This is a genomic window from Variovorax sp. PBL-E5 (assembly GCF_901827185.1).
Taxonomy (GTDB): domain Bacteria; phylum Pseudomonadota; class Gammaproteobacteria; order Burkholderiales; family Burkholderiaceae_C; genus Variovorax.
Map to the genome: position 1 here is coordinate 4,901,683 of NZ_LR594671.1, position 17,713 is coordinate 4,919,395.

The window sequence follows — 17,713 nt, forward strand, 5'->3', positions numbered from 1 at the left end:
GCTCCGTGCATCTGAAGGTTCAGCGATCGGCTCAGCCGATCAAAAGGCATGCCGAATGCCGAAGTCATAGCCCATGGCGCTGTGAGGCTGCCAGCCTGGCGTCGAGAGAAAGGCCGGTTGCGGAAAGATGGCCGGATTGCTCAGCACCAACGGGGTCACGCCCATGACGGAGGGGTTGTTGCGGCCATCCTTGATATTGATCCGGGCCACCGTCGCGTAGAGCGCCGTCCGCTTCGACAGGTTGTAGACATAGCCCAGCGACAGCTTGTTGACCGAGGCATCGGCGTCCAGGCTCGAGGCGCCATTGTCGAATTTCACGTTGCCATAGGAGGCCCGCACCATGCCTGCCCCGATGGGGATCGTCACGCCGATCAGCGCGCCGTTGTACTTGTCGTCGATCAGGGGAGACGGAAACTTGCCTCGCTGGTCTTTCACCCGGGACAGTTCCGCAAACACCTTGGCGACACCGAAATCGTAGGAGCCTCCCAGGTTGACCGTCTTGATCTTTTCTGCCGCCGTCGCCGTGTCCGCGACGGTGCTCTCGCCGTAGGCCAGGGCCACGTCGGCTGCACCGTTGGTCCAGCCGAAGCGGCCACCGACGTAGCGTCCGCGAGCGCCCGAAGACGCAGTGGCCAGCGTGGATTTCACGTTCTCCGGGAAAGCGTACTGCACCTGCCCGTAGAAGCCACCGAGGTCGGGCGGCAGGAAGTAGCCGATCGAGTTGCTGGTGCGCAGATAGCTGTCGGTTCCCGCGGAGAGTCCACCGTTGAGAAGGCCGCCGGTTGCCAGCGCACGATAGCTCGCCAGGTTGCTGTTGACCACGGCGATCAGATTGGTGCCGACGCCGTTGACGGTCATGGGATCGAATACGGCGTCATTCCAGAAGCTGGCGGTGTAGTCCCGGCCCAGGCGAACTTCACCGAAAGTCCCGGACAGGCTGACTGTCGAGCGGCGGCCGAAATTGGCAATGGCGCTCGCGCCGGTGTCGTTGCTCACCGGCGCCTCCAGCCAGAAGCTGGCTGCCAATCCTCCGCCCAGGTCTTCCGTGCCTCGAAATCCGATGCGGCTGGACGCGTACCCGGAGGGAGAAAGAACCCATTGACTCTGAGTGACATTGCCCGGCGCGGCAAGCGCATTCAGGCCGTAGGGTGAACTCACGGTCGAGTAGTGGCTCACGCCCGCATCCACCACACCGAACAGTGTCACCGACGATTGGGCAGACGCTGCACCGGAAAGCGCCATGGCGATGGCGAACATGGATTCTTTTTTCATTTGCGATGTCTCCTGTGAGGAATTCGAAGCTCAGGCCGCCATACGCTGAGGCATGGCCTGCGCTGCCGACTTGCGGCGCGGCGCAAAGCCATTCGCGGCGAGCGCTTCATCGGCGCTCTTGTAGAAGGTGCCGATCTTGTAGATTTCGCGCGCCTCCTTGGCATTGGCAATATCTCTGCCGAATTCGTGCGAGATGCGCACGAGCTGTTCGATCTGCTCCACGCTGCCGGACTTGCGGTCGCGACGCTGAGTCCAGATGTTGTCCTCGATCCCGCAGCGCACATGCAGGCCCATCGTGATGGCCATCATGTTCAGCGGAAGCACGTTGAGCATCGACGATTCGAGCGTCAGCACCGAACCGTCGGGGCAGGCGCGCACGAAGTTGGCCAGGTTGTAGATGTTGGGCTGGTCGAAGCCGCCGCCGATCGCCACCCAGGTCAGGATCAGCGGCACGTTGCAGTCGCCGCGGCGCATCATCCGCTCGACGGTTTCCAGTTGCGTGATGTTGGCGAGCTGGAAGTGCGTCTGGATGCCCTTGGCCGACAGTCGCCGGATGTGCTCCTCGACCCACTCCGGTCCTGCCGGAATCGTCATCTCGCGGTAGGCGCGGTACATGTCGGGCTCCGCCAGTGAGGTGCCCGCGAGATCCGCCGCGCACATCTGTTCCACCACGTTCATCTGGTTGGAGTTGATCGTGATCGTCACCTGGTCGGGCGCCGGCGTGAGGTCCGCCAGCATGTGGCGCGTATCGTCGGAAAGCCACTTGGCGACTTCGCCATCGCTCTCCGGCGCGAACGAAATGGACCCGCCCACCTGGATGATCATCTCCGGCACCCGGGCGCGCACGCCGGCGATCAGCTCGTTGAACTTGGACAGGCGCTTGGACCCCTTGCCATCCAGTTCGCGCACGTGCAGATGGAGCACGGTGGCGCCCGCGTTGTAGCAGTCCACCGCTTTCTGAATGTGGGCTTCCATCGTGACGGGAATGTCTTCCGGAAAGTCCGAAGGCATCCATTCCGGGCCATAGGGCGCGCAAGTGATGACGAGCTTTTGCTGATTCTCGGGAAAGTGATCCCCATCCAGGAAATTCATGAAGGTCTCCTCAGTGTTGGTCGACGTGAAAGGCAGATGGCGTGAACGCGGGGGCTAGAAGACTTTCTCTCCGACGATTCCGGCGCGCTCCATCTGGCGCACGCAGGGCGGATAGTCCATGACGGCATAGTGCTGGGTGCTCCGGTTGTCCCAGATCGCCACGCTGTTCTTCTTCCAGCGCCAGCGCACCTGGTGCTCCGGGATGTAGGCCTGGCTGATCAGGTAGCTCAACAGCAGCGCGCCGCCGGGATTGGCGTCCTGCCCGTACCGGATGCGGTCCGGGGTATGGAAATTGGTGAAATGGGTGGTGAAGCCATTGACGAACAACACCTTCTCTCCCGTATCGGGATGCGTGCGGACCACGGGATGCTCGGCATCGGGGTACTGCGCCTTGAGCGCCAGACGCTTCTCGATCGGCATCGCCGCGCCGAAGGTCGATTCGATGCTGTGCCTCGCGCGCAGATCCTCGATCTGTGTCTTGACGTGGTCCGGCAATTGTTCGTAGGCCAGGACCATGTTGGCCCACATCGTGTCGCCGCCGACGGGCGGGCATTCGACGCAGCGCAGCACGCAGCCATAAGGCGGCCTTTCGCGCCAGGTGGCATCGGTGTGCCAGGCGTTCTCGTAGCGGTCGGGCGGACTGTCGGGCGACTTGTAGATCCGGACGAGCCCGGGATGCTCGGGGTCGCTGCCGACCACGGGATGATCTTCCAGTTCGCCAAAGCGGCGCGCGAACGCGACATGCTCTGCACGGGTGAAATCCTGGTCGCGCAGGAAGAGCACGCGATGGCGGATGAGCTCTTTCTTGATCTCATCGAAGAGCGCGGCATCATGCACCGCATCTGCCAGTTTGACACCGATCAGTTCGGCGCCAATGCTGCAGGTCAGAGGTTCCACTCTCATCGCCGTCTCCTTTTTTCTGATGTCTTGCGTGATGGATCCCGCCAAATCACGAAGCGCGACTTTAGGCAGGCCGCTCGGAAGCGACTTGCCATTTCACGCCAAGTGCTTAGCATTTCGCGCCAGCTGGCATGAAGCACATCGGCAGGAATGAAGCCGCGCGACCAGGACGCCGGCACGTTCGGCCGTGCGGACGGCCTACTTCGACGTGGCGCGCGCGTTGAATTTCAATGTCGGATTTCGGTGCAGTGAGCCTGCCGATTTCTCATCGGCGGGCGCTGCTCGACGCCCTCGGCATCGGTCGCCCGCGTTCGCACGCAGGGCGATGCAAAGGATCAGGCGGCCAGAGAGTGCACGGCGCCGCGCACGGCCCGGCTCTCCTTGGCGCTGCAACCGAATTGCGCGTGGTACCAGCGGGAAAAGCCGCTCGGCGCGGAGAAGCCGAGCAGCATCGCCACCTCGGTCAACGGACGATCGCCCTCGATGACATGGCGCGTGACGAGCTCCTTGCGGATGTCGTTCACCATCGACGAGAAGCTCTGGTCGCGTTCCGCCAGCCGGCGCTGGACCGTACGGCACACCACGCCCAGGTGCTCGGCCACCTGCTCGATGGTGCAGCGCCCGCTGGGCAGCAACAGCAGGATCGTGCGCCGCACGTCCTCGAGCATTCTTGCCCCTTGTTGCGGTCGGGCCGACGCGTCCAGCAACTGCTGCGCGTAGCGCGCCATGGCCGGATCGGCCGACGGGTTGCGCGTATCCAGATCGGCCTTCGCGCAGACGATGCAGTTGAAGTCGTAGTCGAACTCGACGCAGCGGCCGAACAACCGATGGTGCGCACTGAGGTCGCGCGGCGCGGAGTGCTCGAAGCACACGCGTCGCGGCTGCCAGCTCGCGCCGAGGAACTGGCGCATCAAGCGCAACATCACCCCGAGCGCCAGCTCGATCCTCTGGCGGGTGGGCTGCTGCGCGTTGCCGGCCATGACCTCCTCGCGGATCACGACCACCCCGGCGCGTTCCTCGATCATCAGCAACAGCGAACCGTTGAGCAGCGCCTGGTAGCGCATCAGCACGTTCAGCGAGTCGCGCAGGGTCGGCTGGTCGCGGATCAGCATGCCCACCGCGCCGAGGTTGGACAACAGGCGCGACTCGGCCATGCACAGACCGAAACTCTCGTTGCCCGACATGACGGCGGAGGTCTGGAGCAACTCCCCGACGCGCTCGACGGGGATCAGCAGGTCCGGCTCGCGCAGGACGCTCGGGCTCAGCCCCGCGTCGACGAGCATCCGCGCCGGGTCCAGGCCGCCGGCCAGAGCGACCTCGCTGTAGTTGGTGAGGCTTGCAGCGCGGACGAGTGACGACATCGGAAAACGGCGTGGAATCTGGCATCGAAGGATAAGTGCCTGTCATGCATTGTCAAGCGGGCGAACGCGAGTGCGAGCACACTCCGGCCCATCGATCGGCCCCTTCCGACACCAGGAGACAAGCTTCATGACTCAAGGCCTCAAGGCGGCTCCCGCAGTGGTCCGCGCGACCTCTCTGGGCGGTTCGATCCGGGTCGAGCCGCTCACCTGCACGATCGGCGCCGAGCTCGGCAACGTCAACCTCGGCGCGGCGGCCGAGGACGACCTGCTGATGGCCGAGATCCGGGCGCTTCTCCTCAAGCACCGCGTGGTGTTCTTTCGCGACCAGGACATCACGCGCGCCCAGCACGTGGCGTTCGCGCGCCGCTTCGGCGAGCTGGAAGAGCATCCCGTGGTGGGCAGCCATCCCGACCACCCAGGGCTGGTTCAGATCTACAAGACACCGGAAAGCCCACCCGAGCGCCACGAGAATTCCTGGCACACCGACGCCACCTGGCGCGAGAAGCCGCCGTTCGGCTGCGTGCTGCGCTGCGTCGAATGCCCGCCCGTGGGCGGCGACACGATGTGGGTCAACATGGTCGAGGCCTACAGGCAACTGCCCGAGGACATCAAGAAGACGATCGCCCCCTTGCGCGCGCGCCACGGCATCGAGGCCAGCTTCGGCGCCGCCATGCCGATCGAGAAGCGCCTGGCGCTGAAGGCGCAGTTTCCGGACGTCGAGCATCCGGTCGTGCGCACCCATCCGGAAACCGGCGAGAAGGTGCTGTTCGTCAACGGCAGCTTCACGACGCACTTCACCAACTTCAATACGCCGGCCAACGTTCGCTTCGGCCAGGACAAGGCACCGGGCGCCAGCCATTTGCTCAATTACCTGATCAGCCAGGCCTATATCCCCGAATACCAGGTCCGTTTCCGCTGGAAGAAGAACAGCGTGGCTTTCTGGGACAACCGCTCGACCCAGCACTACGCGGTGATGGACTACCCGGCATGCCATCGCAAGATGGAGCGCACCGCCATCATCGGCGACCTGCCGTACTGAACGATCGGCACATGAGTTCCGCGGTACCCACCGTTCTCATCGTCCCCGGCCTGCGCGAGCACGTGCCGGACCACTGGCAGACCCTGCTGGCGGCCAGGCTGCCTCGTGTGCGCAGCGTCGCCCCGCTCGAGCACGACAAGCTGAGTTGCGCCGCGCGCGTCGACGCGATCGATCGCGCGCTGGCCGCCATCGAAGGGCCGGTGGTCATCGTCGCGCACAGCGCGGGCGCGATGATGGTGGCCCATTGGGCGGCCCGGCATGCCACACGCGAAATCCGCGGCGCCCTGCTGGCAGCACCTGCGGACCTCGAGACGCCGATGCCGGCGGGCTACCCGACGACCGATGCACTCGAGCAAAACGGCTGGCTGCCGATCCCCCGCGCCACCTTGCCCTTTCCGAGCATCGTGGCGGCAGGCAGCAACGATCCCCTCACGCGCCTCGATCGCGCCCGCGACTTCGCGCGCGCGTGGGGCAGCCGCTTCGTCGAACTCGGCGCGGTCGGGCATCTGAATCCGGCTTCGGGCCATGGCGAGTGGCCGCAGGCCGAAGCGTTCATTCGCGAACTCTCGTAATCCGGAGACCCGACCGATCGGGCCTGCGACCCCGCCCTCGAAGATCACCTCATCCGGAATACTTTCCCGAGATCAGGTCAGTGCCAGAATGGGCCTCATGAGTGAGTCCAGGAGACCAATCTCTCGACTGGTGCGCAGCGCCACCTTGAACGGCTACGTCGAGTTGGTGGAGTCGCTCGGGCGGGACCCCCATGTGTTCATGCGAACCGTGGGGCTGGACGCGAAGTTGCTCGAAGACCCCGAGACGCTGATCCCGAGAGATGCCGCGCGCGAGTTGCTCGAGATCACCGCCCGTGCCACGCAGACCGAAGATCTGGCGCTGCGTCTTGCAGCCAAGCGCAAGCTGTCTGCCCTCGGGCCTATCAGTCTCGTGCTGAGGGAGGAGCCCACGCCGAGGGATGCGCTCGACACGCTGTGCCGCTACCTGAAACTGGTGAACACCTCGCTGACCATCCGGGTTGAAGACGCTGCCAGCATGGTCATCATCCGTGAAGACTTGCTGCCAAGCCCCGGGCTGGCGATGCGACAGTCGACGGAACTCGCTGTGGGCAGCATGTTTCGCATGCTGAGCGAATTGATCGGACCGCATTGGCAACCGCTCGAAGTCTGCTTCACACATCGCCCACCCAAGGACGTCTCCGCACATCGGGCATTCTTCGGGCGGCGCGTCAAATTCGATCAGGAGTTCAACGGCCTGGTCTGCATGGCGATCGACCTGTCAAGACCGCGCGGGTCCGGAGACCAGGTGTCGGCGGGATTCGCGCGCAAATACCTGGAAGCAGCCCTCAAGGATCGGCGTGAAAGCGCGCAGGAAGCCTGTCGCCAGATCATCCTGGCACTGCTGCCGGGCGGCACCTGCAATGCACAGGAGGTTGCACGGCTCCTGCGCGTCGATCGCCGTACGCTGTACCGTCAACTCGATGCGGAGGGTCTCACCTTCAGCCGTCTGCTCGACCAGGTGCGATCGGATCTGGTCAAGCGCCATCTGCGCGAGAGTGACATACCCCTCAGCGAGGTGGCCGAGCGGCTGGGCTTCTCCAGGCTCAGCAGCTTCAGCCGCTGGTTCCGCAGTCTTTTCGGTTGCAGCGCCTCGCAATGGAGCAAGCTGACCGCGGATATGGCCGTTGTTGACGAACGCGGGACTGAATCGCCCAGTCGTCTGTAGACAGTGGCTTCGCAGTCGCCGTATCGGCTCAGGCAATTTTTCGCGCTCGTTCTCCTATCAGATCCAGCAACTCGAGCGCTCTGTTCGCAGCGTTTGCGCCTCCGTCCATGTCTCCGCGGACGAACTGGGGACGAAGCTCCTCGATTTCTTCAAGTCGTGCGATCAGATCAGGCTCGGCAAGCTTGTACTTGCGAAGGACGCTGACCGTGCACATGGATGCATGCGCCATGTCTTCCGACATCTCACTGACGCCGCTTTGATGCAGCACATAGTTGACCCAGTGCGTACCTGCCAGCATGGCAGCCTCGATCCGGATTTCCCAATCCGAGTCGGTGAGCTTGGCGAGCGATCGTTCAATCCGCTCTGCTTTATCGCGATGATTTTCCGGGGTCATGGATGCATGTCCCGACGGACCAATTCTTCGTAGACGGATATGGCTTGCGATAGCGCGAGATGGCAGTCATCGACAATCGCCTGGGTGGGCGTTCGGTCGCCACGCAGGCAAGGATCGCGGTGATCTTCCAGTGCATGCAACGCGGCCTCCAGTCGCTGGACGGGCTCCGGCATGTCGCCAGGAATGGCGGGCCAGCCGACATGACTCACATCACCCGGACCGCGCAGTTCCCTGCGGCAGCTTCCGTCGCTCTGAGGTACGACGTGCACGCCGGGGATCGTGGAAAAGGCGCGATCTTCACTGGTGAATCCTGTCGCATGCAGCGAGCTGTTCCAGATGTTGGTTCCCGCCGTCAGGCACGTCCAGTACCAGAGTTCGAAATCTGCAAGAGGGTCGAGTCGATCGCGCAATTGCAGAAGGCGACTGATCTTGTCGACGTGAGAGGCGATCTTCATGATCTCTCACTCTGGCTTGATATTGCCGTCCACGACGACCTTCCGCCATGCAGCCAGGTCGTCCGTGATCATCTTCGTGAATTCTTGACGGCTCACGGGAGTTGCAGGCGGGATGTTCAACTGGCGAAGTGATTCAGCGAACTCCGGCTGCACCAATTCATGATTGATGGCTGCATGCAGACGATCAAGCAACTCCGATGGCGTCTTCTTTGGTGCAAAAACACCTTGCCAACCGGTCGCAGCAAATGGATAGCCTTGCTCGGAAAGCGTCTTGACCTCAGGCAGTTTGGGACTGCGAACCGTGCCCGACAATGCGATGCCGCGCAGTTTGCCTTGCGTGATGAAGCCCAACGGAGAAACGACGTCGACCCAGCCAATGGGAATCACGCCGGCGATGATATCCGTCAGCAACGCAGGCGTTGTTTTATAGGGGACGTGGTTGATGGTCAGGTCTGCCCGTTGCTTGATCCACTCCATCGTCAGGTGTCCGTTCGAACCGACGCCCCAACTTCCATACGATTGGTATTTCTTGGGATCGCTTCGCAGAAGCGCAACCAGCTCAGGGAGTGTCTTCGCAGGCACCGAAGGGTGCACGGCAAGCAGCACGCCACCCACGGCAGTCAGCGCCACGGGTTCCAGGTCTCGCAGAGTCTTCACCGAGAGGTCTGGATTCAGTGCCTCGGCCATCACCATGGACGATGCTGTGCTGTGCAAAAGCGTATAGCCATCCGGTGCAGCGGTCTTGACCGCGAGGCTGCCGATCAATCCATTCGCGCCCGTGCGATTTTCGATGACAAGTGCCTGACCCAGCGTTTTCCCGAGGTTGGTGTAGAGCTTCCGCGCCATGGCATCCAACACCCCGCCTGCGCCACCTGGCACGATGACTTTGATGGGGCGTGAGGGCCAGCTCTTGCCGGCCTGGGCGCCGGCCAGATTGCTCATCAGGGATGCTACTGCTCCAAGCACGAGCTCTCTACGGGTCAATGATGTCGTCATCTCTTCTTTTCTTGATCAAGGTTCGCGTGGCGCAAAGACGCAAAGCGGAGCTTCAGGTCGGCTTGCGCAGGAATCCCTGGGTGCCACCGTTGCGGTTGGGCGCGAAGCCGTTTTCCCGAAGCGTCTCGTCTGCCGTCTCGTAGAAGACGCCGATCTTCATGATCTCCCGTGCCTGCTGCGCCGTCGCGATGGGGCGGCCAAATTCGGTCGAGATGCGCACCAGCTGCTTGATCTGCTCGACGGAGCTCATCTTGCCCGTGCGGGTCTGATTCCAGAGCACATCCTCGATGCCGCAGCGCACATGCAGGCCCAGGGCGATGCCGATCATGTTCACGGGCAGCACATTGAGCACCGAGCTTTCCACCGTGACCACCGCGCCATCGGGCGCAGCACGCAGGAAGTTGGCCAGGTTGTAGATGTTCGCCTGATCCATGCCGCCGCTGATGGCCACCCAGTTCATCACCAGCGGGCCCTTGTAGACGCCGCGGCGAATCATCCGCTCGATCGTTTCGAAGCTGTTGATGTTGTAGCACTGAAACTCGCTCTGGATGCCGGCGGCCGTCAGGCGACGGATGTGCTCCTCGGCCCAGCTGGGATTCGAGGGAACGATCATGTCCTTGTAGGTCGCGTAGAGGTGCGGGAAGCCGCGCGAAACGCCCTTGAAGTCGTCAATGCCTGCATGCTCCGTCACGTTCATCTGCGTCGTGTTGACGGTCACCGTCACCTGGTCGGGCTTCGGCGTGAGTTCGGCCAGCATGTGCCGCGTGTCATCGCTCAGCCACTTGGCGGCCGAGCCGTCATCTTCCGGCGCGAAGCTGATCGAGCCACCCACCTGAATGATCATTTCCGGCACGCGGGCGCGCACCCCGGCGATCAACTCGTTGAACTTCGACAGGCGCTTGCTGCCCTTGCCATCGGCTTCACGCACATGCAGATGCAGCACGGTGGCACCGGCTTCGTAGCAATCCACCGCCTTCTGGATCTGATCCTCCATCGTGACCGGGATGTCTTCCGGGAAGTCCGAGGGAATCCAGCCCGGCGCATAGGGAGCGGCGGTGATGATCAGAGGCTGCTGGTTCTCGGGATACAGGTGGCCGTCAAGGAAGTTCATGGTGATGGGTCTCCGAATTGAAAGATGAATATTGAGAATGCCGAACCGAATGGAAGAACCCGGTGCGGAACATTGCCTGCAATGCCAATGCACCAACGCAGGCAGTATCCGGGGCATCGGCGACAAGCCCTTGCCCATTTGGGACATGGATTTTTCAATTTGGGCGGGAAGAGACGACGATCGCCCCATTGCGCGCGCCACGGCCTCGAGGCCAGCTTCGGCGCCGCCATGCCGATCGAAAAGTCCCTGGCGCTGAAAGCGCGGGTCCCGGACACGCGCACCCGGTCGTGCCCATCCCAGGCGCCAGCCATTGGCCCAACTACCCGGTCAGTGGCAGGAGCTTCTTCAATTGGAAAAAGCCGGCGGAATGGGTCAGCACGGCATTCAGGATCCAGAGGTAGACCAGCGCGAACGGAACATAGAGCGCGCAGAAGCGCAGGTTGCGGCCGCGCACCAGTTCGTTGGAGCTCACGCCGAAGAGGCCCGCGGCGTACATCACCGGCACGACGAACCTGGACAGGACGACGCACATCATCCAGCCCAGCAGCACGCTGCCCGCGGCGACCACGGGATGCAGGGTGTTCACGGAACCCAGGAGCGGCAGCAGCAGGCTGGCGGAGATGATCGGATGCAGGCCGATCAGGGACGTCAGCAGCATCAGGACCGTCGGCATGAGAAGCAGCACGGGCAGCGGCCACGCGGCGGTGCCGGCCGGCAGGCCGATGACGCCCTGCGCGAGCAGGGCCTTGAGCACTTCACCCAGCACCAGCGCCGCGCCGACCACCAGCGCCTCGGCGGCAATCGCTTCCAGTGAATTGCACCACCGCGCCGCCAGGTTCATGGCCTGCGCTCGAAGGGCATGGCGCGCAATGACCAGCGCCAGGACCGGTACGCCGATCACCACGGCCTCGAGATTGCCGATGCCCCAGACTTCATGAAAGGCCACGATGGCCGCTGCGAGCAGCAGTGTTTCGACCAGCGCCCTGAAAAGCGGCGTGAGCCATGCGGACCGGATCCGGCCGCCATAGAGGCCGTGCGACAACACCAGTCCGATCGCGCCCATCGCCACGCCGTTCAGCACGGCGGGGCCAAGCGCGATCCCCGCGAGCAGCCTCGTACAGACCGCCATGGCCACGAAGAACGGCGACCAGAGCACCGCGAGGCCGAGCCCTTGAAGCGCGCTTTCCGCCGAGGTCGTGCGCTGGTCGCGCGGACGCTCGGGGGCCAGGATCGGGGACACCACGGCCAGTCCGCCCGCGCCGAAGATCGCGCCGACGAGATGCGTGCGCAGCATCAGCGAATCATGCTGCTGCCCAGCGTCGAGGGCCGAGTGATGGCTGCGCAATCGGTGCATCCGCGGATCGACTTCCAGCGACACCTTGAGAAGCTGCATGGCCGCAAGAAATGCCGAGAACAGGATCGCGGACCGGGCGCCGTCGACCAGGGCCAGCGGGATGTCGCGCCAGATCGCCACGCCGACCGCACTGAGCGTGACCAGCGCCACCACGACACGCAGCGCCGGCTGCGAAACGATGAAGGCGGCGCCGAAATACACGAGGAGCCCCGCGACGCCTGCATGGTCGATCCACGTCGACGACGGGACGATGAAGCGCGCTTCCTGCAGCACCCACAAGGCCACCAGCGCACAGGCGGCGATTCGCCGGGGCGCAGCCATCGCGAGCAACTTCGCCCTGCCTCAGAAGTTCTCGGTCCCCCACTTGTGCGTGGTGAAGTACTGCACGAGGCGGAACAGGCTTTCGGTGAACAGGCCCACGACGATCACCAGCAGGATGCCGGCGAAGCCATCGGTGATGTTCATGAAGAGGCGGCTGTTGTTGATGTACCAGCCGATGCCTCCGCCCGAGCCGGTGGCGCCGAAGACGAGCTCGGCCGCGACGACCGTGCGCCAGCCGAAGCCCCAGCCGACGCGCAGCCCCGAGATCATCATCGGCAGCGCCGCCGGCAACAGGATCTCCGTCATGATCCGCAGGTGACCCAGCTCGTAGTTCCGGCCCAATCGGTACAAGGTGGGCGAGATGGTCGCGAAGCCCACGGTCAGCGACGACGCGATCGGCCAGACCATGGCCATCACGACGACGAAGACCAGCGACTCGCGAGAAAAGCCGAACCAGAGGATGGCCATCGGCAGCAGCGCGATCGACGGCAGGGGCTGGAAGATCCCGGTCAGCACGCCGAGTGATTCGCGCACCCAGCTGTTCGCGACCGCGAATCCGGTGAAGAGGATCGCGATGACGATGCTGATCGCGAAGGACTGCAGGATGACCGACAGCGTCTCCCAGATGTAGGTCCAGAGCTCGCCGTTGCCGTTCAATCCCAGCCCGGCCGCGAGCCGCACGGCCACTTCGGAGAAAGGCGGAAACAGCAGCCGGTTGACGCCCAGCAGCCGCACCACGCCTTCCCACAGGCAGCAAAGAAAGATCAGCACGATCAGCTTCTTGGCGACTCCGGCGCCAAGAATCCTGCCCCACAGCGGGCTTCGCGCAGCGGGCGCTCGCAGGGTGTTGGCGGAAGTCGTCATGGCGTGTCTTTCAGGAGTTCTCGGAGTTCATCGACCAGCTTGAGTGCGCTGGCGTCGTGCGGCGGACTGCCGACGTTCGGGTTGTCGACGAGCGCGCGAAGCCGGCCCGGCCCGCGGCTCATCACCATCACGCGATGCCCCAGGTGCACAGCCTCGTTCACGTCATGCGTGACGAAGGCGATGGTCACGCGCTTGTCCTCCGCGTCCCACAGGCGATTCAGCTCGTGCTGCATCTTCTCGCGATTGATGGCGTCGAGCGCGCCGAAGGGCTCGTCCATCAGCAGGATCTCGGGCTGTATCGCGAACGCGCGCGCGATCGCGCAACGCTGCTTCTGTCCGCCGGACAGGGTGTTCGGATACTGCTGCGCCTGCACGCCCAGGCCCACCCGTTCGATGTAGTGGCACGCACGCTCGGCGCGCTCCTTCGCGCCCATCTTCGGCCACCGCTTGGCGATGGCCCATTCGACGTTGTTGACCACCGTGCGCCATGGCAGCAGCTGCGCGAAGTCCTGGAACACGAGCACGCGGTTCATCGAAGGGCGGGTCACGGCCTTGCCGTCCACCCGGATCTCGCCGGACGAGACGGGAATGAAGCCGCCGATGGCCGTGAGCAACGTCGACTTGCCGCAGCCGGACGGCCCGAGAAGCACGAACTTCTCTCCGCGCCGGATGGAAACGCAGACATCCTCGACGGCGACGACCGTGCCCCGGCCGCGCGAGCCGGGAAACTGGATCGATACGCGGTCGACTTCGACCAGCGCATCGCTCGTGCCCGCCGCGACGGCGATCATTTGCTCATTCGGCATTCTCATCTCGCCTCCCTACCACTTCGATCCGGCATCCGCAGGAAACGCGTAGAAGTCCGCCGCCGATTTGGGCGCGTTGTTGAGCGCGCCGAAACTGCGCATGGCCTCCGCCTGCGTCTTCAGATCCGCATCGGTGGTGTAGCTCTGGTACATGGGGGACTTGAGGTATTTCAGGAACTCCGCCGGCGGAACCTTGCCGCCCACCGACTTGCTCAGTGCATCGGCGGCCTCCTCGGGATGGCTGTTCATCCAGTCGGCCGTCTTGCGCAATGCCAGCGCATAGCCGCGGACCAGGTCGGGCTGCTCGGACACGGTCTTGTCCAGCGTGCAGGCCCCCACCGCATAGAGCGAGCCCCAGGTTTCCTTGAAGCTGCCGATCTTCTTCATGCCTTGCTCCTGCAAGCGGAGGGCGAAATCCGCCGTCGCGTAGTGGCCGTCCAGCTGCCCGGCGATCAGCGCCTGCATCGCATCGGGGTGCGGCAGGTTGACCCAGTTCCGGTCCAATGCCTTGATGTCCTTGCCCGCGCGCTTGAGCACCTCCTGCGCCGTGAAGTACTGCGCCGTGTTCGGGCCCGGCGAGAGTTTCCTGGTCGTGCCCACGAAGTCCAGCAGCGAGTTGGGACCGTCCGGCCGAACCATCAGATAGGCATCGAAGCCACCCGTCGTCTGCAGCCACTTCATGCCGACGCCCTTGTCCCAGGCCTGCAGAAAAGGCCCCGGCGTGCATGAACCGAAACTCAGGCGTCCGGCCATCATCGCGTCGCGTTGCTGTGCCGTGGTGAAGATGTTGACCCATTCGATCTTCGCGTTCGGGAACATCTTCTCGACCACGCCGAGCTGGCGCGCGACCGGCATGGCGCCGTAGATCAGGCCGAAGCCGTGCGCGAAGACATAGGTCCCCTTGACCTTCGGCATCTGCTCCACCGAGAGCCCCGGCGTGACTTCGACGACCTGGGCCGGCGCCGACAGCGCAAGGCCACAGGCCAGGCCCAGACCCAACACCAGCTTGCGGATATGAATTAGCATTTTTCTGTCTCCTTGTAGGTTGAAATTTCCGACTGCATGCCCGCGGGATCCAGACGGCCCAGGCACTCGAACAACTGCTGCGCACCGTTGCCCTCGACGAGTCCGGCGATGCAGTGCGAGAGTTCGTCGGCGCGGGCAGGCGGCAGCACCGCTGCCATGCAAGCCTGGAACTTCGCCTCGATGTCGTCGTCGGTCATCGGGTTTCCGGGCGCGCCGAGGTTGTGGGCGACATAGGCCGAGCGCCGCGCGCCATCGGCCAGTGTCACGGTGACCCGCGCCGGAAAGGAAGCCGGAAACTCGGGCAATTCTTCCGCGGTGAAAGCCGTGCGCGCAGCGAGCGCGCCGGCCACCGGGTCGGACAGTTTCTCCGGCGAGAAGCTCCGCACGTCGAGGCCTCCGTCCAGCAGCGCCCGTGCCATCGACCATGGCGCGCTGAACCGCGCCTCGTAGGGTGTGCGCGGCGCGATCTTCGATGCGGCCGGTTCGAACACCAGTTCCCGGTACCACTGCGGCCCCTCGCAGCGGATCTCGCGGATGTCCTCGATGCGATCCGGCGACACCCATCCTTCGCCGCGCAACTGCAGCATGGCCTGGACCGGTGCGTGCACGCACAGGCAGGCCGGATAGGGCTTGGGGCCCATGAGCGCCACTTCCCACGGCGCGCCGCAGGCGTCGCGCCAGGTGTCGGTGATGTCGACCCGCGCGAACGAATGGAAGATCCCGAGCCGGTGCTCGAAGATGGCGCGGGGTCCGCGGAAACCCGCGCGCGCGAACTTGGCGGCGCGGATGCCCGACATCGCCGCCCAGCCCGGGTGCATCTGCTTCACGTCGCTGCCGTCCGACAGGTAGGCCATCGATCCGGACGCCATGCTCCCCGCGATGCCGAGGGCGTTCAGCGCCTGGTCCGGCGAAAGCCGCATGAGCCTGGCGGCGACGATCGCCGCCGCGAAGGTGCCCAGCACCGAGGTGGCCTGGAAGCCGTTGTCCTGGAAGGGCCCGGGCGCCAGCCGGCCCAGGCGCGCGGCGACCTGGTAGCCGACGACGAGCGCCGCGAGGATCGAGCGGCCCGATGCCTGCACCGCTTCTCCGACCGCCAGCGCCGCGGGGACGAGCACCGAACTGGAATGCACGATCGCCGCCGCATGCGTGTCGTCGAAATCGAGCGCATGCGAGAGCATCCCGTTGGCGAGCGCGGCATCCTCCATCGAGACACGCATGCCAGCGCCCCACAAGGCCGACTGCGGCACGCTCGCATCCTGAAGCGCGACGTGCACGCCGGCCATGCCGACGCCAAGGGCGCGGGCCGCCAGGGCAACGCCCAGCGTGTCCTTGATGCATCGGATCGTGGCCGCATCGACATGCGCCGGGATCGTGCTCTCGTCGAGCGAATACCACTCGGCGACCAGTCGCTCGGCCAGCGTTTGCGCGACAGGTCCGGCATTCATCAGATAACCTCCGCCCTCCGCCCTGCGGGCTGCGGTGCGAGCTTGCTTGGGGCGGCCCGGCGCGGCGCTCATAAGGCAACCTCCTGCTTGACGCTGCCTTGGACAGGTGCTGAGGTGGCGATCCGACTTCCGTGCCCTCGTGGTGACTGCCCGCGGCGCTGGCTGTTCGACAGCCCGCATGAGACCTGCAGCACCCGAGGTGCCGGAAGGCCACGACGGGCCACCGGATGTAGCGCTACGCCTACCCAGCCAGAGCGCCAATTTATGAGCGTCCCGCCATGCCTTCCGACACGGACAGTCTTAACCCAAACCGATGGAGGTTGTCCATGACTCGTAGTGTCTTTGTCGGCCTGGATTGGGCCTACCGCTCGCACGCGGTGTGCGTGATCGATGCTCAGGGCAGCGTGCTCAAGCACTTGACCATCAGCCACGACGCCCAAGGACTGGGCGAGCTGCGGCACGCGCTCGCTGCCTTCGGCAAGGCCTTGCCCATCGCCATTGAACGGCCTTCGGGCCTGATCGTCGATGCCCTGGTTGAAGCCGGCCATCAGGTCTTTGCAATCCACCCCAACCCCGTCAAGGCCAGCCGCCCACGCTACCGCAGCACCAACGCCAAGAGCGATGCGGGAGATGCCTTCATGCTGGCTGACTTGCTGCGTACCGACGGTCATCGCTGGCACGCTTTGCAGCCCCAGTCGGCGGCTATCCGCGGCTTGCGCGCCCTGGTGCGCACACGCGACGATTTGGTGACCACGCGCGTTCGCCTGGCCAACCAGCTCACCGCACTGCTTGATGCCTATTGGCCTGGCGCCGCCTGCATCTTTGCCGCCGTCGATTCGCCCATTGCACTGGCCTTCATCGAGCAGTGGCCTACCGCGCGCAAACTCACCGCCCGCCAGATCGCCGCCTTTTGCAAGCGCCATGGCTACAGCGGCCGGCGTTCGGCCGGTGTCTTGCTCGAGCGCCTTCAGGCTGCCGCGCCAAGCCTGTGCGAACCCACGCTCGCCCAGGCCCACGCTACGGCCGCCTTGGCCTTGGTGGCCGTGCTCAAGCCCCTGAGCGTCCAGATCAAGGCCCTGGATGCACACATTGCCCAAGCCATGACCGCGCTGCCGCAAGCCATCTCGGTGATGTCGCTGCCGCGCGCCGGTTGCATCTGCGCCGCCCAGATCCTGGCCGAATTGGGTGACGTACCTGAGCGCTTTGCCAGCGCCCAGCAGCTGTGCTCCGAGGCAGGCGTCGTACCGGTCACCTACGAGTCCGGCAAGAGTCGCGCCGTCACCTTCCGATGGGCTTGCAACCATCGCCTGCGTCGAGCCATTACCTGCCTTGCAGACAACTCTCGTCATGCCAGCCCATGGGCTGCCAGCGTCTACAACGCCGCGCGCAAGCGCGGTTGCGATCATCCGCACGCAGTGCGCATATTGGCTCGCGCCTGGACCCGTGTGCTCTGGCGCATCTGGACCAACGGCACTCTCTACGACCCGGCCATCCATTCCAGCGCTTGTCGCATCGAAATCTCTCAAGAGGGTTGACACCG

The 17,713-nt window shown here is 64.5% G+C and carries 17 protein-coding genes; 4 read left to right on the forward strand and 13 right to left on the reverse strand.

What is annotated here, in order from left to right; translation table 11 throughout:
- Positions 1-39: 39 nt before the first annotated feature.
- From WDLP6_RS23930 to WDLP6_RS23945, 4 genes are all read right to left on the reverse strand, one after another.
- Positions 40-1,272 carry a porin gene (locus WDLP6_RS23930; RefSeq protein WP_162594355.1) on the reverse strand — a complete coding sequence of 411 codons (1,233 nt, stop codon included), beginning with the start codon at positions 1,270-1,272 and terminating at the stop codon, positions 40-42.
- A 30-nt stretch (positions 1,273-1,302) separates the two neighbouring features.
- A complete protein-coding gene (locus WDLP6_RS23935) occupies positions 1,303-2,364 on the reverse strand; it encodes a 3-keto-5-aminohexanoate cleavage protein (RefSeq protein ID WP_162594356.1) in 1,062 nt (353 codons plus the stop codon).
- 54 nt (positions 2,365-2,418) lie between these two features.
- The gene (locus WDLP6_RS23940; RefSeq protein ID WP_162594357.1) at positions 2,419-3,267 is read right to left on the reverse strand and encodes a TauD/TfdA dioxygenase family protein; all 849 of its coding nucleotides are present in this window, start codon (positions 3,265-3,267) and stop codon (positions 2,419-2,421) included.
- 332 nt (positions 3,268-3,599) lie between these two features.
- Complete coding sequence (locus WDLP6_RS23945; protein WP_162594358.1) at positions 3,600-4,625, reverse strand: AraC family transcriptional regulator; 1,026 nt, start codon at positions 4,623-4,625, stop codon at positions 3,600-3,602.
- 187 nt (positions 4,626-4,812) lie between these two features.
- Here WDLP6_RS23945 and WDLP6_RS23950 point away from each other — a divergent pair, with 187 nt between their 5' ends.
- The 3 genes from WDLP6_RS23950 to WDLP6_RS23960 all read left to right on the forward strand — a co-directional run bounded on the left by WDLP6_RS23950 (position 4,813) and on the right by WDLP6_RS23960 (position 7,401).
- Positions 4,813-5,664, forward strand: a complete 852-nt coding sequence (locus tag WDLP6_RS23950) for a TauD/TfdA dioxygenase family protein (protein ID WP_197910246.1) — start codon at positions 4,813-4,815, stop codon at positions 5,662-5,664.
- An 11-nt stretch (positions 5,665-5,675) separates the two neighbouring features.
- Entirely contained in the window at positions 5,676-6,236 is a 561-nt protein-coding gene (locus WDLP6_RS23955) for an RBBP9/YdeN family alpha/beta hydrolase (RefSeq protein WP_162594360.1), read from the forward strand.
- 97 nt (positions 6,237-6,333) lie between these two features.
- The gene (locus WDLP6_RS23960) at positions 6,334-7,401 is read left to right on the forward strand and encodes an AraC family transcriptional regulator (RefSeq protein WP_232077270.1); all 1,068 of its coding nucleotides are present in this window, start codon (positions 6,334-6,336) and stop codon (positions 7,399-7,401) included.
- Positions 7,402-7,429: 28 nt separating this feature from the next.
- On the opposite strand, the gene WDLP6_RS23965 is transcribed toward WDLP6_RS23960, so the two are convergent.
- The 9 genes from WDLP6_RS23965 to WDLP6_RS24005 all read right to left on the reverse strand — a co-directional run bounded on the left by WDLP6_RS23965 (position 7,430) and on the right by WDLP6_RS24005 (position 16,173).
- On the reverse strand, positions 7,430-7,795 hold the full coding sequence (locus WDLP6_RS23965; RefSeq protein ID WP_162594362.1) for a hypothetical protein: 366 nt from the start codon (positions 7,793-7,795) through the stop codon (positions 7,430-7,432).
- The gene (locus WDLP6_RS23970; protein ID WP_162594363.1) at positions 7,792-8,250 is read right to left on the reverse strand and encodes a hypothetical protein; all 459 of its coding nucleotides are present in this window, start codon (positions 8,248-8,250) and stop codon (positions 7,792-7,794) included. Before WDLP6_RS23970 ends, WDLP6_RS23965 begins: the two co-directional genes overlap by 4 nt.
- A gap of 6 nt (positions 8,251-8,256) precedes the next feature.
- Positions 8,257-9,192: a Bug family tripartite tricarboxylate transporter substrate binding protein gene (locus WDLP6_RS23975; RefSeq protein WP_162594364.1), complete on the reverse strand. Its 936-nt coding sequence runs from the start codon at positions 9,190-9,192 to the stop codon at positions 8,257-8,259.
- A 106-nt stretch (positions 9,193-9,298) separates the two neighbouring features.
- Complete coding sequence (locus WDLP6_RS23980) at positions 9,299-10,357, reverse strand: 3-keto-5-aminohexanoate cleavage protein (RefSeq protein WP_162595235.1); 1,059 nt, start codon at positions 10,355-10,357, stop codon at positions 9,299-9,301.
- A 319-nt stretch (positions 10,358-10,676) separates the two neighbouring features.
- Positions 10,677-12,032 (reverse strand): hypothetical protein, encoded by a 1,356-nt coding sequence (locus WDLP6_RS23985; RefSeq protein WP_162594365.1) that lies wholly within the window; start codon positions 12,030-12,032, stop codon positions 10,677-10,679.
- Positions 12,033-12,053: 21 nt separating this feature from the next.
- Positions 12,054-12,896, reverse strand: a complete 843-nt coding sequence (locus WDLP6_RS23990; protein ID WP_162594366.1) for an ABC transporter permease — start codon at positions 12,894-12,896, stop codon at positions 12,054-12,056.
- Complete coding sequence (locus tag WDLP6_RS23995) at positions 12,893-13,702, reverse strand: ABC transporter ATP-binding protein (protein WP_162594367.1); 810 nt, start codon at positions 13,700-13,702, stop codon at positions 12,893-12,895. The genes WDLP6_RS23990 and WDLP6_RS23995 overlap by 4 nt, the downstream gene beginning before the upstream one ends.
- Positions 13,703-13,717: 15 nt before the next feature.
- Positions 13,718-14,728, reverse strand: coding sequence for an ABC transporter substrate-binding protein (locus tag WDLP6_RS24000; RefSeq protein WP_162569584.1), 1,011 nt, complete (start codon positions 14,726-14,728; stop codon positions 13,718-13,720).
- Positions 14,722-16,173, reverse strand: coding sequence for an MmgE/PrpD family protein (locus tag WDLP6_RS24005; protein WP_162594368.1), 1,452 nt, complete (start codon positions 16,171-16,173; stop codon positions 14,722-14,724). The genes WDLP6_RS24000 and WDLP6_RS24005 overlap by 7 nt, the downstream gene beginning before the upstream one ends.
- 326 nt (positions 16,174-16,499) lie before the next feature.
- On the opposite strand from WDLP6_RS24005, the gene WDLP6_RS24010 reads away from it, so the two are divergent.
- Positions 16,500-17,708 (forward strand): IS110 family transposase, encoded by a 1,209-nt coding sequence (locus WDLP6_RS24010; protein ID WP_174259898.1) that lies wholly within the window; start codon positions 16,500-16,502, stop codon positions 17,706-17,708.
- Positions 17,709-17,713: the final 5 nt, after the last annotated feature.